Genomic DNA, 16,852 nt, shown 5'->3' with positions numbered 1-16,852 from the left:
TGGTCCGCTCCGAGGACTACAAGGGGCGGCTGGAGCCGCTGGGCTTCACGCCGGTGTGGGACGAGACCCCGGCCGCCTTCGGCGAATACCTGCGCGCGCAGGAACGCGTCTGGCAGGGCCTCGTCGAGGCGTCCGGTGCCTCCCTCGACTGAATATGCGGGAGCGCCTGCGAGAAGACCCAGGCGCTCTTCTTCCCGAGTGCCGGTCGCGGCACAAGGAGCGGCGCGCCCATGGACCTGGAGCCGAAACGTCCATGCGCTCCAGGCCGAGCCCAACGTGACCAGATCCCCCTCTACGGTCGGTCCCAGAGAGGCAAACCGATAACGGCGGCAAGAGCGATCAACACGAAGCAGGCCCGCCGGAATGCTCGCTCGCTCGCCAGTCCGAACAGGCGCGTGCCGATCCAGACGCCCAACCCATAGGCCGGAGCCACCAGCACGGCGAGGGCCACGAGCCCGAAGTTGAACAGGCCGCCGACCGCGTAGGAGATCGCGCTGATTACGCCGGTCGCCGCGAAGAACAGCAACAAATTGGCGCGGACACGGCTGACCGGGATCGCTCCACCAAGCCATGCGACCACGACTGGCGGGCCGCCCATCTGCGCAGCGCCCGTGCAGAAACCAGACACCACGCCCACGCTCACCGCCGCGCGGGGCCCGAGCCGCCCGGAATACCGCCAGCCGGATGCCAGCAGGGCCAGCATCGTGAGCACAAGGCCGGACAGGGCCCAGCGGAGAGCCTGAGGGTCGGCATGCACGAGAAGCGCGGTCCCAAGCGGGGCACCAACCAGTGCTCCGGCAGCGACGGACCAGACCTCATGCCGGTCTGCCTGCCGCCATGCAGGGAGGATCAGCGGCAATGTCATGGCCGCATCCACAACCAGCAGCAGGGGCGCTGCGAGGCGCGGCCCCAGCGCCGCCGCGCTGAGCGGCATGAAGATCAAAGCCGCGCCGAACCCGGAAAAACCCCGCGCAAGCCCGGCCAGCAGCCCTGCCAGGGCCGCCAGCATGCAGGACGCAACCGAAGGAAGCGAGGCGATCATTCAGCGAGGCTTTGCACCAAGAGTGCCGGCTTTGGAACCCAGCACCTACCTCGCACATGGCGTGATGGTGCCGCCGGCTCGCATCATTCGACTGCCACCTGAACTGAAGGGGCCCTTCCCCGCCGCCCCGACCGGCTCAAGCGCTAACCGGCCTTCGCTGCACATCCGACCAATGCAGATTTCGCTAAGAGACCGTTTGACATTCACCGGTGGGCGACGCGACGGAGCAGCAGCGCGCCCATGGCGACATGGATCATGGCCTCGGACACATCGAGGCGCTTCTCGTAGTCGCGGACAAGCCGGCGCCAGCGGATCATCCAGCCGAAGGTGCGCTCCACCACCCACCTGCGAGGGATGACTTCGAAGCCCGTCGCTTGGTCGGAGCGGCGCACGATCTCGACCACGAAGTCGAGGAAGGCGGCCTTGTCCATCAGCTGGGTCCGGTCGTAGCCCGCATCCGCAAACAGATGCTTCAGCCACGGCCAGCGCTTGCGGATGGCAGCCAGGATCACCTGCGCGCCCACGCTGTCCGACACGTCGGCGGGCGTCAGGTTCACCATCAGCAGCCGCCCATCGGTATCCACAGCGACGTGGCGCTTGCGCCCGACGATGCGCTTGGCCCCGTCAAAGCCACGCACCTCGGCAAACGGCGCCTTCACCGTTTGGCTGTCCAACACCCCGCCCGTGGGGCTCGCCTCCCGGCCTGCCGCCTCTCGGTCGAGCATCAGCGCCACGTCGTGGATGGTCCGGAACAGCAGGCGCCGGACGAAACGCCGGAACCACCAGTAGACTGTCTGCCAAGGACCGAAATGCACCGGCAGCATCCGCCAGCCGCCTGCGCTGCGGGCCATGGTGCGGATCGCGTTCAGCACTTCGCGCAGGTCGACGGTGGGCTTGCGGCCCCGCCGTGACGGCTTCGGCCGCAGCGGCTCGATCCGCGCCCATTCCTCATCCGTCAGGTCAGAGGGGTAGCGCCTTGTCTTCCGGCCAAGCTCGGCCATCCGGCCTCGGGTCTCTCGTGTCCACATCACGAGCTTGAATCAGCCTCGGCCGCGTCGCATCAAGACTTTCTCAAACGGTCAATAAGACAAGAGGGCCACATGGCGTGCATTAAATGGAAAAGCATATAAAATCACATGTAGTTTCTGAGATCACTTCGATCGTTTCTTGATTGTGATTTCCGCTTACTATTATTTTCCGGGAAAGTGCCCAAGAAACGGCACAGTGGGGAATGGGGAAGACAGATGAAGAACGTCGTGATGGTCGGCTCGACGCTCGCCCTGTTGCTGGGCGCGCCGACGGCCTTCGCACAGAACGCTCCCAAGCCCGGGGCGCAAGCCAACGCATTGCCGGACTGGCGTGCCGCACCACGCTACGCGACCCTCAACCTGCGGGCAGGATTTCAACCCGACCCACGCGAAGTCCAAGTCGATGCCGGCGGCCCGCGTGAGGCCCGGGCGATCCGCCCGGATTGCGCAGGCTGGATCGACTTCACGCGACCCGACGTGGACCTGAACTACGAACCCGGCCAGTATCCCCTCGTCATCAGCGCGACCTCGGCCACCGATACGACGATCGTCGTCAACGATCCGGCGGGAAACTGGCACTGCAACGATGACCTGGTCGGGCTGGACCCGGGCGTCGTGTTTCAGCGCCCGCTTCGGGGCAACTACAATATCTGGGTGGGGACACTCGACCGTGGCCGGCCGCAACGCGCGACGGTGCGCGTGTCCGAGGTGCCGCCACGTTCAGGCGCGCCGGGCGCCAATCCGTCGGCGGGCTCCAGCCAGAGCCAGGCCCCGGCGGCAGCCCAGCCCGTTCCGCGTCCCACGCCTCGCGACGCAAAGGCGGCGAACATGCCTCCCGCCGCCTCGCCGCCCCGCACCCAGCCCGAGGCTGCGATTGCCACCCCCGCGCCGCCCAGCGGCGTCCAAGCGACGCCACGCGCGCCGCTCAGGCCGCTGCCAACCGGCAATGCACTCCTCGCCTACACGCGGCAGGTCATGGGGCCTGCACTCGCCGCATCCGTCCCGCTCGCGCCGACCGCGAACCCGAACGTGCTGCGCGCCGACATCCGCGAGCCCGGCCTGCCGACGCTCACCATTGCGTGGTCGGAGCAGGATTTCGCGGTCGAGGCCTCGGACATGGCCTCCTGGTTCGAGCAGGGGGTGGACGGCCAGTGTCAGGCGCGGCGCACGATCGCCGACCAGATCCGTGGAGGAGTGCGCTTCACTGCGTTCACGACGAACTGTCCCGGCGCCGGACTGCATCTGTGGATGGTCGCCGGCCGGGACGCCGGACGCACCCAACTCCTGGTGCTTGCGGCGCCCTCCGCTCACGCTGATGCCGTGCTCGCCCGTGGGCGGTTGCTGCTCCAGCATTGGGGGATCGGCCAGACGCCGTCGGCGCAATCGGTGCCCCCCGCCCCTCAGGCGGCCGCTCGCCCCCCTGCCCAGGCCCCAGCTGCGTATCAGGAGCCACCGAACTACGCGCAGCTGCGCGCCGACTGCGCCGATGACAGCGACGCACCGCGCCAGATTGCCGGTTGTGAAGCCGTCCTCGCCAACCCAGCCGAGGCGAACAACCGCGCCATCGCCTTGAACAATCGCGGTCATGCGCGCGAGCGAGGCGGGGATATCGCCGCAGCGCTCGCGGATTATGACCGAGCCATCGCGCAGGACCCGAGCTACGTCAGGGGCCATGTCAATCGCGCCCGCATGTTGGCGCGGCTTGGTCGCACGGATGAGGCGATCGTGGCACTCGACCGCAGCATCGCCGTGGAAGATGACGGCTGGGCACGGCTTGAGCGTGGCAAGCTGCTCGCCAGCCGGAATGAATGGGGGCGTGCCCTCGCCGATCTGGACGCGGCCGCACGCCTGCTTCCCGACGACGAGGAAGCGCGCCAAGCGCGTGACTGGGCGCGGCTGAGTTCGACGCACGGCATCGACTTCAACGAACTCGCACCGCCTGCCGCGACGCTCGCGGAGGCCGTGCTCAGCGTGGAGGGCTTTTCGGGGCTGCTCCAGACACAAGAGGCCCGCGTCCGCCGCGACGGGCCCAACCGGGTGAGTGCCGACTGGCCCACCATGCCATCCACCGGCACACCCGGCCGCTTCGAAGTCGAGGTCCGAAGCTGCTCCGAGGTGATCTTCTCAGAGATCGTCGAGGCTTCAGGCGCAAGCGCCCAGGAGCGCCGCGTCCTCGACCTGACCCGCCTCCGCGGACTGCTCAGCCGTCGCGGCGATGATTTCGTCTACGCTGCCGGCGCTTACGGGGAACGCACCCGTCAGACGGCGGGCGGACCGCTTCGCATGCCCATCGAGACATCGCCCGGCGCGCCAGCGCATCATACGAACGAGTATGCGCAAGCGCTGGTCTATCACGACGCGATCCATAGGTTCTGCCCGGGCGTCGCGCCAGCGGCCCAGGCGGCGCAGCCGCAGCCTGCGGCGACACCGGCAAGCCCCACCCCGCAGGCGGCCGCTCCAGCCCCTGCACCGGCCCAAGCGGCCACGACCACGATGCAGGTTGAGACAGTGAGCGGGCTTTCGCGCGACCAGCCCTTTTCATTCAGCTATCCCGGCTTCCTCGAGCAGTTCGCGACGTCCGAAGCGGTCGTTGCGCTGCGGCATCCCCAGCACGACCTTGAGGTCTATCTGACGATCGAGCCCGCCAGCCCGGGTTCAAGCGCCGCATCCGCACAGGCCCGCTTTCAGCCGGCTGAAGCGACTGCTGCACATCGCCGCACCAATCCCGACTTCGTACTCAACGGGCCGCGCGGCGTCCTGCAGCTGCCGGCCGGCCCAGCCTTCGTCTACCAGGGCGCGCTGACCTCCATGGCCCCAAGCCGCGCGCGGCTACGTTACATGCAAAGCGAGCTTTATGACGGTGGCCGGCGCTACGGGCTGGCCATCTACGTTGGGGAGGACATCTATGAAAGCGCACGCCCGCTGATCGGGTTCCTGCTCGCCAACCTGTCGCCGTCGAGCGCTCCGCGGCAGTGCTGCGCCGATCCGGTCGCGCTGCCTTGAGAACCGCAACGCCACGCTGCGTGGCCGCCTTCCGCTAGGCGGCCGACAAAGCGTGTGCTGCCGGTCCACAGTCCGCAGTGGCGCATGTTGACCCTGTTGCGCGAGAAGCCCGCGTAGACCTTAGCTCCCCTGCCCCATTTTGCCGGCGACGCGCTCCTCGATCATGCTCCGCATCTCGGCAGTGGCAGGGCCGGCGTGCCCGTCGAGCCGGACATTCGTCCATCCGCGCATCGAGCGGCGCGAAAGCGCCATGCTGTCCCCGCCATAAGAGCGGAACCGAACCGAGGCGATGTCCGCCCACGGGATCTCGACGCGCTTGCCTTTTCGCTCGATAGCGAGGCCGTCCTCGGCAATTTCGACTACTGCCGGGCCAGAAAGTCGGGCGATCAACCAATAGGAGCCGTAGGTGAGCAGCGCCATCGCCACGCCGAAGCCCAGGAGCCAGAGCCAGTCCTGAAAGCCCTCGAGCCAGCCAAGACCCGGGGTGAGAACGCCGACCACAACGGCCGTGATGAAGTTGGACCGCCGCGTCTCGGAATCCTTTGGCGCAAAGCGCCGTGTCTCCGCGGGACACTCTGACCTGTCCACGACGTGGTGTGCGGCGAGGTTGTCCAATCGCATGGCTCCACCATGGTTGCGTCTGTGTGCGGGGACAATCCGGCGGAAGTGCACCCATACTCAATGCATCGCCCAGTGTTTTGCCGCTGCTCCTACCGCCCCCGCGCGAGGCTCACCGGCCAATCGCACGGATGCGTCCCTCGGGCGCGGCGGTGACGGAACCAGCCTTTGCGACCGCCTCGGCCACCACGTTCACCAGAAGCGGGCCGCCGCTTGCGTCCACCACCACCTTGCCCGCCTTAAGCGCCTCGTAGCCGTCGCCGCCCCTGGACAGGTAGTCGACCGTCGCCAAACGGTAGCGCCGTGCCCGGTCGAAAGGCTGGCCGCCCACTTCGACCGAACGTACCCGGGAGCCGGGCGGTGCGGAGGGGTCGTAGCTCACCGATATGCCGGAGACCTGCGGGAAGCGTCCCGCCGCCTCACCCACGGCCGACAACCCGTGCTCCAGCGCCGCGAGCAACTCTGCGCCAGTCACTTCAAGCGCCACGACGGCGTTGCCGAAGGGCATCTCGGCCATCAGGTCCCGACGGGTCAGAAGGTGCCCGACCGGATACTCCCGGTTCCCGCGCATGCCGCCGCCATTGACCAGCGCCACGTCCGCTGAGAGGTACGAACGGAGGGCGTCAGCGATCAGGTTGCCCATGCCCGCCTCGCGGGACCGGACGATGGAGGTCCTGGTGTCGAGGGGCACGGAGAGCTGCGCCAGGGGCTGGCCCAGCGTCTCCTGCAGGCGGGCCTCAACGCGTTCCACGATAGGCAGGATGCGGGGCGACGGCGCCACGTCCACGTTCGGCACAAGACGGAACCCGGCGGAGCGGATCCGGGCCGCCCGCTCGCCTGCCGGACGTTCGATCTTGAGCTCGACGACGGCGAGCCACTTGGCATCCTCGCCAGCCTTGACCAGCGGAGCACCGCTATCCTGCTTCACCACGGGGTCATGGTCATGCCCGCCGAGAACCAGGTCGATACCCTCGATCTCCCGCGCGACCCGCTCATCCTCGGCCAGGTCGAGATGGGTCAAGGCCACGACGATGTCGGCCCCGCGGCGGCGCAGATCCGCGACTCCCGCGCGCAAGGCAGCCATCTCGTCGGTAAAGGTGACGTCGTTCGCGCCGACGGCGAGATCGGCGGTCGCCCGGGTCAGCACCCCCACGAAGCCGATCTTCAGCCCCTGCTCCTCCCGCAGGAGGGTACCCGCTCCGGCGAAGGGCGCACCATCGAGTCCGAGCACATTGGCGCCGAGCCACGGGAAGCGACTCTCATGGACGCGCCGCCGCAACACCTCCACGCCGAGGTCGAACTCGTGGTTGCCAAGCACCGCGACGTCCGTTCCAAGGGCGTTGAAGATCTCGATCATGTGTGCGCCGCCCGTCACGCTCGAGGCGAGCGAAGGCGAGATCAGGTCACCGCCGAAGGTGAAGAAGCTTGGTCCGGTCGCACGGGCGCGCTCGGTCTCCAGTAGCGTGCCCAGCTCCGCCAGGCCGCCATAGGGCTCCTTCCCCAGGTGCTGGTAGACATCATTGACGTGCATGAAGGTGACCGTGACGGTCTCCCGCGCCGAGGCAGCCGGGGCATTCCCGAGCGCAGGAAGCGAAGCGAGCGCCGCAATGCCACCGAGTGCGGCCCGACGGCCGAGAACTGTGCGTACCATGCCCATTCGCCCCGGTTGAGGCGCCCCCAGAACCTGCGTCGGAGACCGACTCGCTCCGCCTACCATCCGTGCCCTGGTGAGGCATGGCAATGCGGGCCTCCCCGTAAGCCCGCCCTGTCCCCTGGGCAGAAAGCGCCCCTTCCGACGCACGGCTCGCCCCGTTGTGGGTTTCCGGGGTGCAGCACAGCGGCGGCACGCCTTGGACCCCGGGCGGGCCTCCCAGCAGGCGCCACTTAGCTCATACTGGCCCATCAAATTTCCCGTTTGCGAAGCAACGGGGACTGGTCACCAATTCACGAATGGTCGATTGTTCGTCCCTCGTCTTAGAAAATGGATTGCCCCTGCAATGCCCAAAAAGGCGTGCCCCTGAGGATTTGTCGTCCTGCTGCCAGCTGAGAGCGAAATGACTGCTCCCCAAATAGCCGCTGGCCCCGCTCCAAGCGACCTCTGATGATTGGAAGCTGACCGTGATTCCATGCCAGACAGGCGTCGAGCACAGTGAGAACCTGTACCGCTTACTTGTCGAATCCGTCGTCGACTACGCGATCTACATGGTCGGCCTCGATGGCCGCGTGGCCACATGGAACCCGGGTGCGGCCCGTATCAAGGGATACGCTGCCGAAGAAGTGATCGGTCAGCCCTTCGCCATGTTCTTCACCGAGGAGGACCGTCGCCTCGGCAGGCCGGAGCAGGCGCTTGCCGCAGCCCGCAAGCATGGCCGATTCGAAAGCGAGGGCTGGCGCGTCCGCAAGGATGGTAGCCTGTTCTGGGCCCTGGCCGTCGTCGATGCGGTGTATGGTGAGGGCGGGGACGTCATCGGCTTCGCCAAGATCACCCGCGACATGACGGAACGCTATGCGGCTCAGCAGACCCTGGTCGAGAGCGAGCGCCGGTTCCGCCTCCTGGTGCAAGGCGTGACCGACTACGCGATCTTCATGCTGGACCGCAAAGGCCACATCGTGAACTGGAACTCGGGCGCGCAGCGCATTAAGGGCTACAGGAGCGAGGAGATCATTGGCCAGCATTTTTCCCGCTTCTACACGGACGACGACAAGACCGCCGGGGGCCCGAAGCGGGCCTTGGCCGAGGCGGAGCGGAACGGCCGGTTCGAGGCGGAAGGCTGGCGCGTCCGCAAAGACGGCAGCTTGTTCTGGGCCAACGTAATCATCGACGCGATCCGAGAGGAGGATGGCAATCTTGTTGGCTTCGCCAAGATCACGCGCGACCTCACTGAGCGCCGTGAGTCCCAACGGGCGTTGGAAGAGATGCGTGCGCAACTCGCGCAGGCACAGAAGCTGGAAGCTCTCGGCCAGCTGACAGGGGGCGTTGCCCACGACTTCAACAACGTCCTCCAGGTGATCCTGGCCGGTCTCGCCGTCGCCGAGAAGCTCCCATCCAACAGCTCGAGCCTCGCGCCGATGTTCGCAGAGATGCGCATGGCCGCGACGCGTGCGAACGACTTGACGAAACGACTGCTGGCCTTCTCCCGGCGCGCACCCCTCCGCCCTGAAGTGGCTGATATCAGCAAGGTGATCAGGGATGCGGCCGGCATGATCGGCCGCACGCTGAACGCCAGTATCAGCCTCGACCTACAGATCGAGGAGGATGTGTCGCCAGTCCGGATCGATACGTCTGATTTCGAGATCGCCCTGCTCAACCTTGCGGTCAATGCACGCGATGCGATGCCCCAAGGGGGAACGCTCCGGATCGGGGCACGGAATGTCGAGCTTCGCGGCAAGCCGGACGGCCTCGTCGGGCCGTTTGTCGCTGTCAGTGTCCGCGATACGGGGGTTGGAATTCCGGAGGAAGTGTTGAGCCGCATCTTCGAGCCGTTCTTCACGACGAAACCCCTCGGCAAAGGCACCGGGCTCGGACTGAGCCAAGTCCACGGCTTTGCGCAGCAGGCCGGCGGCGCGGTGACCGTATCCAGCGAGGCGGACAAGGGCACCGAGTTCACGCTGTGGCTTCGGGCGAGTTCCGCGGCCGAATACGCGTTGGAGAGACGAGCGGCAGATCAAGGCTTGTCTCAGGCAGGCGCGTTGGCCAAGCCTCTTTGCGTGCTCGTGGTGGACGATGATCCCGGCGTCAGCCGCCTAACGGTCGGGATGCTGGAAGCCGAAGGGCATCGCGTCGTCGCGGTGACGGATCCGCGGGTGGCTCTCGAACGACTTGATTCCGGGGAAAGCTTCGATCTGATCCTGTCGGATGTGATCATGCCCGGTGGAATGAACGGGGTTGACCTTGCCCGGGAGATACGCCGCCGCTGGGCCGATTTGCCGATCCTGCTGGTGACCGGCTTTGCTGAAGATTCCGACGCAATTCTTCAGGAATTTCCCATGCTTCACAAACCATTCACGACCATTGAACTGACCCAAACGATCAAGTCGCTTTTCGGCATGTAAGGTGGCGCCAGCCGCAGGCGCATGGACACGGTATCCAGACCTTCCCTACAATTCCGGGCGGGCAAGGTGAGGTATGCGGCGTGTACGAGCAAGAATGAGGTGGGTCCGGCGTCTTGTGCCCGATACGATCGTTTCGCGCGCCAAAACTTCCCTTTCGCGCTTCCTGCTTCGGTATCCATGGCGGCTGCCTGTCCTGGCTGCCATTTTATTTTCCCTTGCGGTTCCTCTCTCGACCACACTGACGATCCGCCACAGCCGCGAACTCGCGCTGGATGCGGCAGGGCGGCACTATGGCGGCACCGCCGTCATCCTCGCGAACCAGGTTGCGCGCGCCTTCGAGGCCGTTGACGTCCTGCAGATTGCGCTGCTCGACCGCATGGTGATCGACGGGGTCGCGGACCACGCTTCCCTGCGCGCCTGGAGCCTGCCTGAGGCGACCCATCATCTGCTGGTCGAGCGCCGCAGAAGCCTCCCCCAGCTTGACGCGCTCACCATCGTTGACGCCGAAGGCTTGGTCCTCAACTTCTCGCGCACCTGGCCGGTGGGCCACTTTGATGTAGCTGGCCGCGACTGGTTTGCAGCCGTCCGCGATGGCGCGACCCGGCACGTCGGCATCCCGGTGCAGAACCAGCAAAGCGGCACCTGGAACATCCATCTGGCCCGACGGATCTCGTCACCGGGCGGAGAGTTCCTTGGCATCATCCTCGCCGCCGTGGACCTGCCGTTCTTCGAAAGGGCCTTGGCGGATGCCAAGCTCGGCGGCGAAAGCAACCTGACGCTGCTCCGCACAGACGGCATACTCCTTGCGCGCTACCCGCTGATCGAGGGACTGGTTGGACGGAACTTCAGCCAATCGCGCTCATTCCAGACCATCGCAGAGGCCCCGAGCGGAACGGCCCAGATCGTTCACACCAGGGTCGACGACCAGCTACGTCTCATAGCCGGCGCGCCGGTGGGTGACTTCCTGCTCCTCCTGTTCGCCGGAAACTCGCTCGACGCTGTTCTCCGCGACTGGCGCGCGGAAGCCCGGCGACTTTCACTGAGCGCGGGCGTCCTCCTGCTCCTGTTCGGCACCGCTGCATGGCTCGCCATGAAGCAGGAGGCTGTTCGCGACGTTGCGGCACGCGCCGAGCGACGTGCCGCGGAGGCCGAGCGCAAGGCCACCGAGGAGCGCCTGCGCCTGCAACGCGAGGCGGCCGAGCAGCACCAGCTGTTCCGCGAGGCTATCCAGGGCATGCGGCAGGGGGTGTGGATGTTCTCCCCCGATGGTTCGCTCGCGCTGACCAACGGCCGCTGTTCCGCCATCACCGGCGTGCCCAGCGCTGCCCTGCAGATCGGCGCGCGCTTCGGTGACCTCCTCGCAGCGGCTGCCGGGGCTGGTCCCGACACGCATGAGGCGATCAGGCGGCTGGGTGACTTGGTGACGGCCGGGCAGCCCGGCAGCTTCGTGCAGGATCTTCGCGAGCAGCGTGCCGCTGCCGTGGCCTTCCAGCCGCTACCCGAAGGCGGCTGGATCGCGACATTCGAGGATGTCAGCGAACGGCGCCGTGCCGAGGCGCAGCTGGAACATATGGCCCGGCACGACGCGCTGACCGGCCTCCCCAACCGCCTGCTCTTGGAAGACCGCCTTCGGATCCAGACCCAAGGCGGTGATGCAGCGCCCTTCGCGCTGCTCTATCTGGACCTCGACCGCTTTAAGCAGATCAATGATACGCTGGGTCATTCGGTGGGTGACGCCCTGCTCGCCGCCGCCGCGCGACGCATCGTCGGCTCGGTCCGGGTGGCACGGAATGGAGGCGATTTCGTCGCCCGGCTCGGTGGCGACGAGTTCGCGGTCGTGACATCCCCCTGCCCCGATGCCGGTGGCCGTCTTAAATCCGATGCCGGCGCTCTGGCTCAGCGGCTGATCTCCACGCTGTCGGAGCCGCTGGAAGTGGAAGGACACCAGGTCCTGGTCGGGGCGACGGTGGGCATCGCCTTCTTCCCTGATCATGGCACCACGCCCGCTGATCTGCTGCGCCGCGCCGACCTCGCGCTCTACCGAGCGAAGCAGGCAGGCCGCGCTCGGCATTCCTTCTTCGAGCCCTCCTTCGATGAGGCGGCGCATAACCGGCGCCTGCTCGAGCTGGATCTGCGTGCATCTCTCAAGGAGACCGGCGCACCGAAGATCTCGCTGCGCTTCCAGCCCATTGTCCAGGCGGCGTCGGGGCGGGTTTCCGGTTTCGAGGCGCTGGTGCGCTGGAACCGGCCGGGGCACGGCTTGGTGGGTCCGGCGGAGTTCGTGCCAGCCGCAGAGGAAATCGGCCTCATCGATGAGTTGGGGCGCCTCGTGCTCGAACGCTCCTGCCAGGAGGCAGCGCGTTGGCCTTCCTCCCTTCGTCTCGCGGTGAACCTTTCCCCGATACAGTTCCGCGCATCTGGCCTCGTGGAGGCAGTCTCCGGTGCGCTGCAGGCCGCAGGCTTGACGCCTGCTCGTCTGGAACTTGAGGTCACGGAAGGCGTGCTGCTCGAGGATACCGAGGCCAACTTGAACATCCTTTGCCGCCTCAAGCAGCTCGGCGTCCGGATCGCGATCGACGATTTCGGGACAGGGTACTCGTCGCTGGGCTATCTGCGTTCCTTCCCCTTCGATAAGGTCAAGATCGACCGTGGCTTTGTCCAGGATCGTGATGGCCAGGACGCCGACCGCGCCATCGTGCGTGCGACGATCGCGCTATGCCGCGAACTTGGAATCGTCACCACCGCCGAAGGGGTCGAAACTGAAGAGCAGTTCCAGATCCTCGCGAGCCAGGGTTGCGACGAGCTCCAGGGCTACTTCATCAGCCCGCCCGTTGACGGCGATGCGGTCCGTGAAACCATGCGCCAGATCGAGCTTCGCCTGGGCTCAGCAGGACCCAGCGTCTTGGCCGATCGCGCCATCGATTAGAGGTACGAAAGGGATTAATTCGGGGGCGCAGTTGGCCGCCACTCCATCACTATCGTGGGGGCCGTGAAGCAGAAGCTGCCCGAATTGTGGCAAGCCCGTCCCCGAAGCTGACGTGGGGCCGCAGCCGCAGCCCATTGCCTTGAACCTGATCACGAGAAGCCTGTGTGCACGCGCTTCCAAGCCATGCAAAGTCGAGGGCACATCCGCACCCATACAGGAGACCGGAACCATGAGCGACGATCTACTCAAGACCGGCAACCAGCTCAGGGCCGAGGTGATCGGCCAGGCCCACCATGACGCAGCCCTGGCGAACGCCACTCCCTTCGACATGCCCTTTCAGGAACTGGCGCTGCGCTATTGCTGGGGCGAGATCTGGGCACGCCCCGGCTTGAGCCGCAAGGCGCGAAGCATGATCAACCTCAGCATGCTCGTGGCCCTCGGAAAGCCCAACGAACTCAAGATCCACATCCGTGGCGCACTCACCAACGGCATCACCAAGGAGGAGATTCAGGAAATCTTTCTGCAGACCTGCATCTATTGCGGTGTGCCCGCCGCAGGGGAGGCCTTCAAGATGGCGAAGGAAGTGTTCGCGGAACCGGAGTTCGCGAGCACCTGATGCCAGTCGCCCTCCGCTAGGCCCTAGATCCGAAAGCCTTCCGCGCGGGCGACGCCCCGTTTCGGAAGATTGCTCTTGTCGCAGCGGGCCAGCGATTCGATCCTGCTGCCTCGCTTCCTTGAGGATGCAGCATGGCAATCAAGGTGGTCGGCGTTGTCGGCCTCGGCAACATGGGATTGGGCATCGCGTCCACCCTGGTCCGCGCCGGGTTCACCGTACTAGGGGCCGACATCAACCCGGCACGCCGCGGGCCTGCCGAAGCTGCCGGCATCCGCTTCCACGACAGGCTGACCGAGGTGCTGACCGGGGCCGACTGCCTCGTCTTCTCACTGCCCTATGCCCGCGATGTCGAGGCGGTCGTCACAGCCCCAGGCGGGCTGCTGGAGCGGCACGACCGCGCGGTCATCGTGATCGATACTTCGACCTCCAATCCCGGTACCTCTCGCCGCTTGGCGGCGCGTCTGGCCGAGGCGGGACATGGCCTGCTCGATGCCCCCGTCAGCGGCGGACCGTCCGGGGCCGCGGGAGGCACGCTGACGATGATGATCGGCGGCACGGAGGAACACCTCGCCGCCGCCCGCCCGGTCATCGACGTGATGTCGAGCACCGCGATCCATGTGGGGCCATCTGGCGCGGGCAACATCGCAAAGCTCGTGAACAACATGCTCGTCGCGGCGCACCTCATCACAACCGGCGAGGCGATGCGCTTGTCGGAGGCCGCGGGCCTCCCAGCCGAGGCGGCCCTGAAGGTTGTCAACGCCGCCACCGGACGAAGCGCAGTCAGCGAGGCAATGTACCCGCGCTGGGTGCTGACGGGCTCCTTCGACAGCGGCTTCTCGGCTGGGCTGATGCGCAAGGATGTCGGCTTGGCTGCCGATCTCGCCCGCGAGGTTGGCGCATGCCTTCCACTTTCCGCCGAGGTCGCCCGGATCTGGGCTGAAACTCACGGCACCATCGCCGATGGTGACGATTTCACCCGCATGGCCGACTACCGCACGAATATGGAAAATCCCGGATTGGAGTGACGCCGGAGCAAACCAAGCCCATTCGGCCTCCTTGCCCTGGATTGCGGCCGACCGACCGGTCGGTTAGCCTTCCCCGCGATACGCCGGCGAGACGACCGGCCCGTGCGGAGGAAGTCCAATGAAGCACATTGGGATGGGGCGGCGCGCGGCCCTGTCGTTGACGGTTGGCCTGTCGCTGCCGGCATTCGCGCAGCCGCGTTTTCCCACCCGGCCGATCCGCCTCTTCGGCGCATGGGCTCCCGGCCCCAATCAACACATGCGTGTTCTCGCCGACCTCATGTCGGCACAACTCGGCCAGCCCATCGTCATCGAGAACAAGGCCGGTGCGAACGGCACATTGGCGGCACGGGCCGTGATGAGCGAGGCCGCGGACGGTCACAGCCTCGCGCAGATGCCGTCCTCGGTCTTTCGCGTGCCCTTCATGACGCCACGCCCGCCTTATGATCCGGTGGCGGATTTCAGCTACATCGCCTGCCTGACCGGCTATCCTTTCGGCGTCGTGGTGAACGCGAACTCCCCCTATCGAAGCTGGGCCGACCTCGTGGCCGCGGCACGGCGTCGGCCCGGCGCCATCTCCTACGGCTCTCCCGGTGTCGGGACGGAGCTGCATGTGGTCATGGATCGCATCGCGACGATCGAGGGAATCGAGTGGCTGCACGCTCCCTATCGAGGCGGCAGCGAGCTTACGACGGCCCTGATCAGCGGCACCATCGATGCCGTGGCAACGGCGAGCCATTGGTCGCAGCTCGTGCTCGATGGGCGGTTGCGCCTGCTGAACGTCTGGACGCCCGAGCGGATCCGTCGCTTCCCGGATGCACCCACGCTGAAGGAGCTAGGCTACGACATCGTGGCCACCGCACCCTCCGGCGTGGTGGGGCCGAAGGGCATGGATGCTGGTGTCGTTCGGGTGCTGCACGACGCCTTCAAGGCCGCGCTGTTCAGCCGGGAGTCGCAGTCCTATCTCGAAGGCCTGGACCAGCCCACCGTCTACATGGACAGCGAGACCTATGCGGATTACGCGCGCCGCCAGGTGGAGACGGAACGCGAGTTGGTGCGGCGCCTCAACTTGCGCATGGAGTAGTCCGGCCGGCTGAGCTCCGCCGCTAGGCAGGACATAACTCACCCAGCCAGGGGCGCCGGGTGGCGCGAATCAGCCACCCGCCCGCTTCGCGGCCTCCGTCGTCCGGCAGCGAGTTGTCTGCGGGCGCACTTCCCTCGCCGCCCCGTAGATCCGCGAACCGAAGGTGTTCGCCGTAGGCGACCAGACTAAGGGTCTTTTCGGTCACCCAGATACGGACATAGCCATTTGCAGGTTGGAAGGATCCCGCCACGAGGACACCGCTGGGCAGGCGGCCGTTCAGGCGAAAGAACGAAGGTCCTCCCGAAGATTCCCGGATGAGCACGCCAAAGAAGGTCGTCATAGGCGAGAGACCGGTTGGCGCAATCGCATCTGCCTCGAGCGTCGGTTCTGTGACCACCCCGGTCAGGGAGATCATCAGGTACTCACCCAACCGACCCCATCGCGAGACAATCAACCATTGACCTATCGCGGGGGATCGTCGGGACGCCAAGCTGTGTGAACCTCGCGCGATCGCCCCGTTCATGGCGACGACGAATCCCCGAGGCACCATGTCGCAGCCGCCTCCAATCACGCTTTGGTGTTATGGCCGCGACGCAAGGCAGCACGCAGCACGCAGACCATGCTTCCCTCAGCGTGATGCCATCGTGATCTGCTTGCTTGGGAAGCCTGGAGGGAGACCGCCATGAACTGAGTTTGCGAAAACGGCGGTGGCGTCAAGGCAGAAGATGAGAATAAAGGATAGCCGAATCTTGGAATTCTCGAGCGCTTCGGCAATCTACTGGAATAACCAATGGGCCGGGCTCATGTTAGAAAAAGCTACCGAACAAATCCGGCCCCGAAGCGGCAGCCCCATTTATGCAATACTGCGATTGATGAAGAGGTATTTCTTCCTCATTTACAGCTCAAACCATTATTCAATGAAGTAAGCAAGATTTCTTTCCATTATCAACTGACCGAAAAGTATCATCGCAACGCCGTCCGGAGCAGCGTAGCTTAGAGCCCATCCGGAAAGGAATTGAATCGTCTGAATCGGATGTGATTCGCTGGTCCTGCGGACGATCGCGGGAGCAGACGGATGGCGTGGACGGCGGAGCATCGACGTGCGGCGGATCGGCGCGGGCTGCGCTACCCGTCTGACCTGACGGACGCGGAGTGGGCGCTGGTGGCGCCGCTGATCCGTCCCGCGAAGCATGGCGGCAGGCCGCGCAGGGTGGACATACGCGAGGTGCTGAACGCGGTGTTCTATGTGCTCTCGACCGGCTGCCAGTGGAGCGCTTTGCCGAAGGACCTGCCGCCGAAGAGCACGGTGTGGGACTACTTCTCGCGCTGGGAATGGGAAGGGACCATCGAGCGCCTGCACCACGTGCTCTACGTCGCGGTGCGCGAGCAGGCGGGCCGCGAGGCCAGCCCGACAACCGCGATCATCGACAGCCAGACGGCGAAGGCGGCGCAAAAAGGGG

12 protein-coding genes are annotated in these 16,852 nt (G+C 66.0%); 7 read left to right on the top strand and 5 right to left on the bottom strand.

The annotated features are described in order from the left end of the window. Positions 1-292: 292 nt before the first annotated feature. Both JTJ31_RS23855 and JTJ31_RS23850 read right to left on the bottom strand, forming a co-directional pair. Positions 293-1,042: a sulfite exporter TauE/SafE family protein gene (locus JTJ31_RS23855; protein WP_207541241.1), complete on the bottom strand. Its 750-nt coding sequence runs from the start codon at positions 1,040-1,042 to the stop codon at positions 293-295. A gap of 203 nt (positions 1,043-1,245) precedes the next feature. Beyond that, positions 1,246-2,070, bottom strand: coding sequence for an IS5 family transposase (locus JTJ31_RS23850; protein ID WP_207541243.1), 825 nt, complete (start codon positions 2,068-2,070; stop codon positions 1,246-1,248). A 216-nt stretch (positions 2,071-2,286) separates the two neighbouring features. Here JTJ31_RS23850 and JTJ31_RS23845 point away from each other — a divergent pair, with 216 nt between their 5' ends. Beyond that, positions 2,287-5,073 carry a tetratricopeptide repeat protein gene (locus JTJ31_RS23845; protein WP_207541240.1) on the top strand — a complete coding sequence of 929 codons (2,787 nt, stop codon included), beginning with the start codon at positions 2,287-2,289 and terminating at the stop codon, positions 5,071-5,073. A gap of 120 nt (positions 5,074-5,193) precedes the next feature. Here the strand turns inward: JTJ31_RS23845 and JTJ31_RS23840 are convergent, their stop codons facing one another. Next, on the bottom strand, positions 5,194-5,688 hold the full coding sequence (locus JTJ31_RS23840) for a PH domain-containing protein (protein ID WP_207541239.1): 495 nt from the start codon (positions 5,686-5,688) through the stop codon (positions 5,194-5,196). A gap of 115 nt (positions 5,689-5,803) precedes the next feature. Then, positions 5,804-7,342, bottom strand: a complete 1,539-nt coding sequence (locus JTJ31_RS23835) for a bifunctional metallophosphatase/5'-nucleotidase (RefSeq protein ID WP_236020590.1) — start codon at positions 7,340-7,342, stop codon at positions 5,804-5,806. 467 nt (positions 7,343-7,809) lie between these two features. Here JTJ31_RS23835 and JTJ31_RS23830 point away from each other — a divergent pair, with 467 nt between their 5' ends. The 5 genes from JTJ31_RS23830 (at position 7,810) to JTJ31_RS23810 (ending at position 15,392) form a co-directional block, all read left to right on the top strand. Further along, positions 7,810-9,744 carry a hybrid sensor histidine kinase/response regulator gene (locus JTJ31_RS23830; protein ID WP_207541237.1) on the top strand — a complete coding sequence of 645 codons (1,935 nt, stop codon included), beginning with the start codon at positions 7,810-7,812 and terminating at the stop codon, positions 9,742-9,744. A gap of 115 nt (positions 9,745-9,859) precedes the next feature. Continuing rightward, positions 9,860-12,670 carry a bifunctional diguanylate cyclase/phosphodiesterase gene (locus JTJ31_RS25285; protein ID WP_207541236.1) on the top strand — a complete coding sequence of 937 codons (2,811 nt, stop codon included), beginning with the start codon at positions 9,860-9,862 and terminating at the stop codon, positions 12,668-12,670. 139 nt (positions 12,671-12,809) lie between these two features. Continuing rightward, positions 12,810-13,286 carry a carboxymuconolactone decarboxylase family protein gene (locus JTJ31_RS23820; protein WP_236020589.1) on the top strand — a complete coding sequence of 159 codons (477 nt, stop codon included), beginning with the start codon at positions 12,810-12,812 and terminating at the stop codon, positions 13,284-13,286. Positions 13,287-13,417: 131 nt separating this feature from the next. Further along, complete coding sequence (locus tag JTJ31_RS23815) at positions 13,418-14,311, top strand: NAD(P)-dependent oxidoreductase (RefSeq protein ID WP_207541235.1); 894 nt, start codon at positions 13,418-13,420, stop codon at positions 14,309-14,311. Positions 14,312-14,429: 118 nt separating this feature from the next. Beyond that, positions 14,430-15,392, top strand: a complete 963-nt coding sequence (locus JTJ31_RS23810) for a tripartite tricarboxylate transporter substrate binding protein (protein ID WP_207541234.1) — start codon at positions 14,430-14,432, stop codon at positions 15,390-15,392. A 22-nt stretch (positions 15,393-15,414) separates the two neighbouring features. On the opposite strand, the gene JTJ31_RS23805 is transcribed toward JTJ31_RS23810, so the two are convergent. Next, positions 15,415-15,807, bottom strand: a complete 393-nt coding sequence (locus JTJ31_RS23805) for a hypothetical protein (RefSeq protein ID WP_207541233.1) — start codon at positions 15,805-15,807, stop codon at positions 15,415-15,417. 660 nt (positions 15,808-16,467) lie between these two features. On the opposite strand from JTJ31_RS23805, the gene JTJ31_RS23800 reads away from it, so the two are divergent. Further along, a partial coding sequence (locus tag JTJ31_RS23800) for an IS5 family transposase (protein ID WP_207541232.1) occupies positions 16,468-16,852 on the top strand: 385 nt, incomplete at its 3' end.

The organism is Sabulicella rubraurantiaca (assembly GCF_017355885.1).
GTDB classification, from domain to species: Bacteria; Pseudomonadota; Alphaproteobacteria; order Acetobacterales; family Acetobacteraceae; genus Roseococcus; species Roseococcus rubraurantiacus.
This window is presented reverse-complemented; position numbering and strand designations above follow the sequence as displayed.

What these genes read in the sequence shown, in the direction of transcription:
- JTJ31_RS23855 (WP_207541241.1), bottom strand. Translation starts at nt 1,042, where the DNA reads ATGATCGCCTCGCTTCCTTCGGTTGCGTCCTGCATGCTGGCGGCCCTG.
- JTJ31_RS23850 (WP_207541243.1), bottom strand. Translation starts at nt 2,070, where the DNA reads ATGTGGACACGAGAGACCCGAGGCCGGATGGCCGAGCTTGGCCGGAAG.
- JTJ31_RS23845 (WP_207541240.1), top strand. Translation starts at nt 2,287, where the DNA reads ATGAAGAACGTCGTGATGGTCGGCTCGACGCTCGCCCTGTTGCTGGGC.
- JTJ31_RS23835 (WP_236020590.1), bottom strand. Translation starts at nt 7,342, where the DNA reads ATGGTACGCACAGTTCTCGGCCGTCGGGCCGCACTCGGTGGCATTGCG.
- JTJ31_RS23815 (WP_207541235.1), top strand. Translation starts at nt 13,418, where the DNA reads ATGGCAATCAAGGTGGTCGGCGTTGTCGGCCTCGGCAACATGGGATTG.
- JTJ31_RS23810 (WP_207541234.1), top strand. Translation starts at nt 14,430, where the DNA reads ATGAAGCACATTGGGATGGGGCGGCGCGCGGCCCTGTCGTTGACGGTT.
- JTJ31_RS23805 (WP_207541233.1), bottom strand. Translation starts at nt 15,807, where the DNA reads ATGATCTCCCTGACCGGGGTGGTCACAGAACCGACGCTCGAGGCAGAT.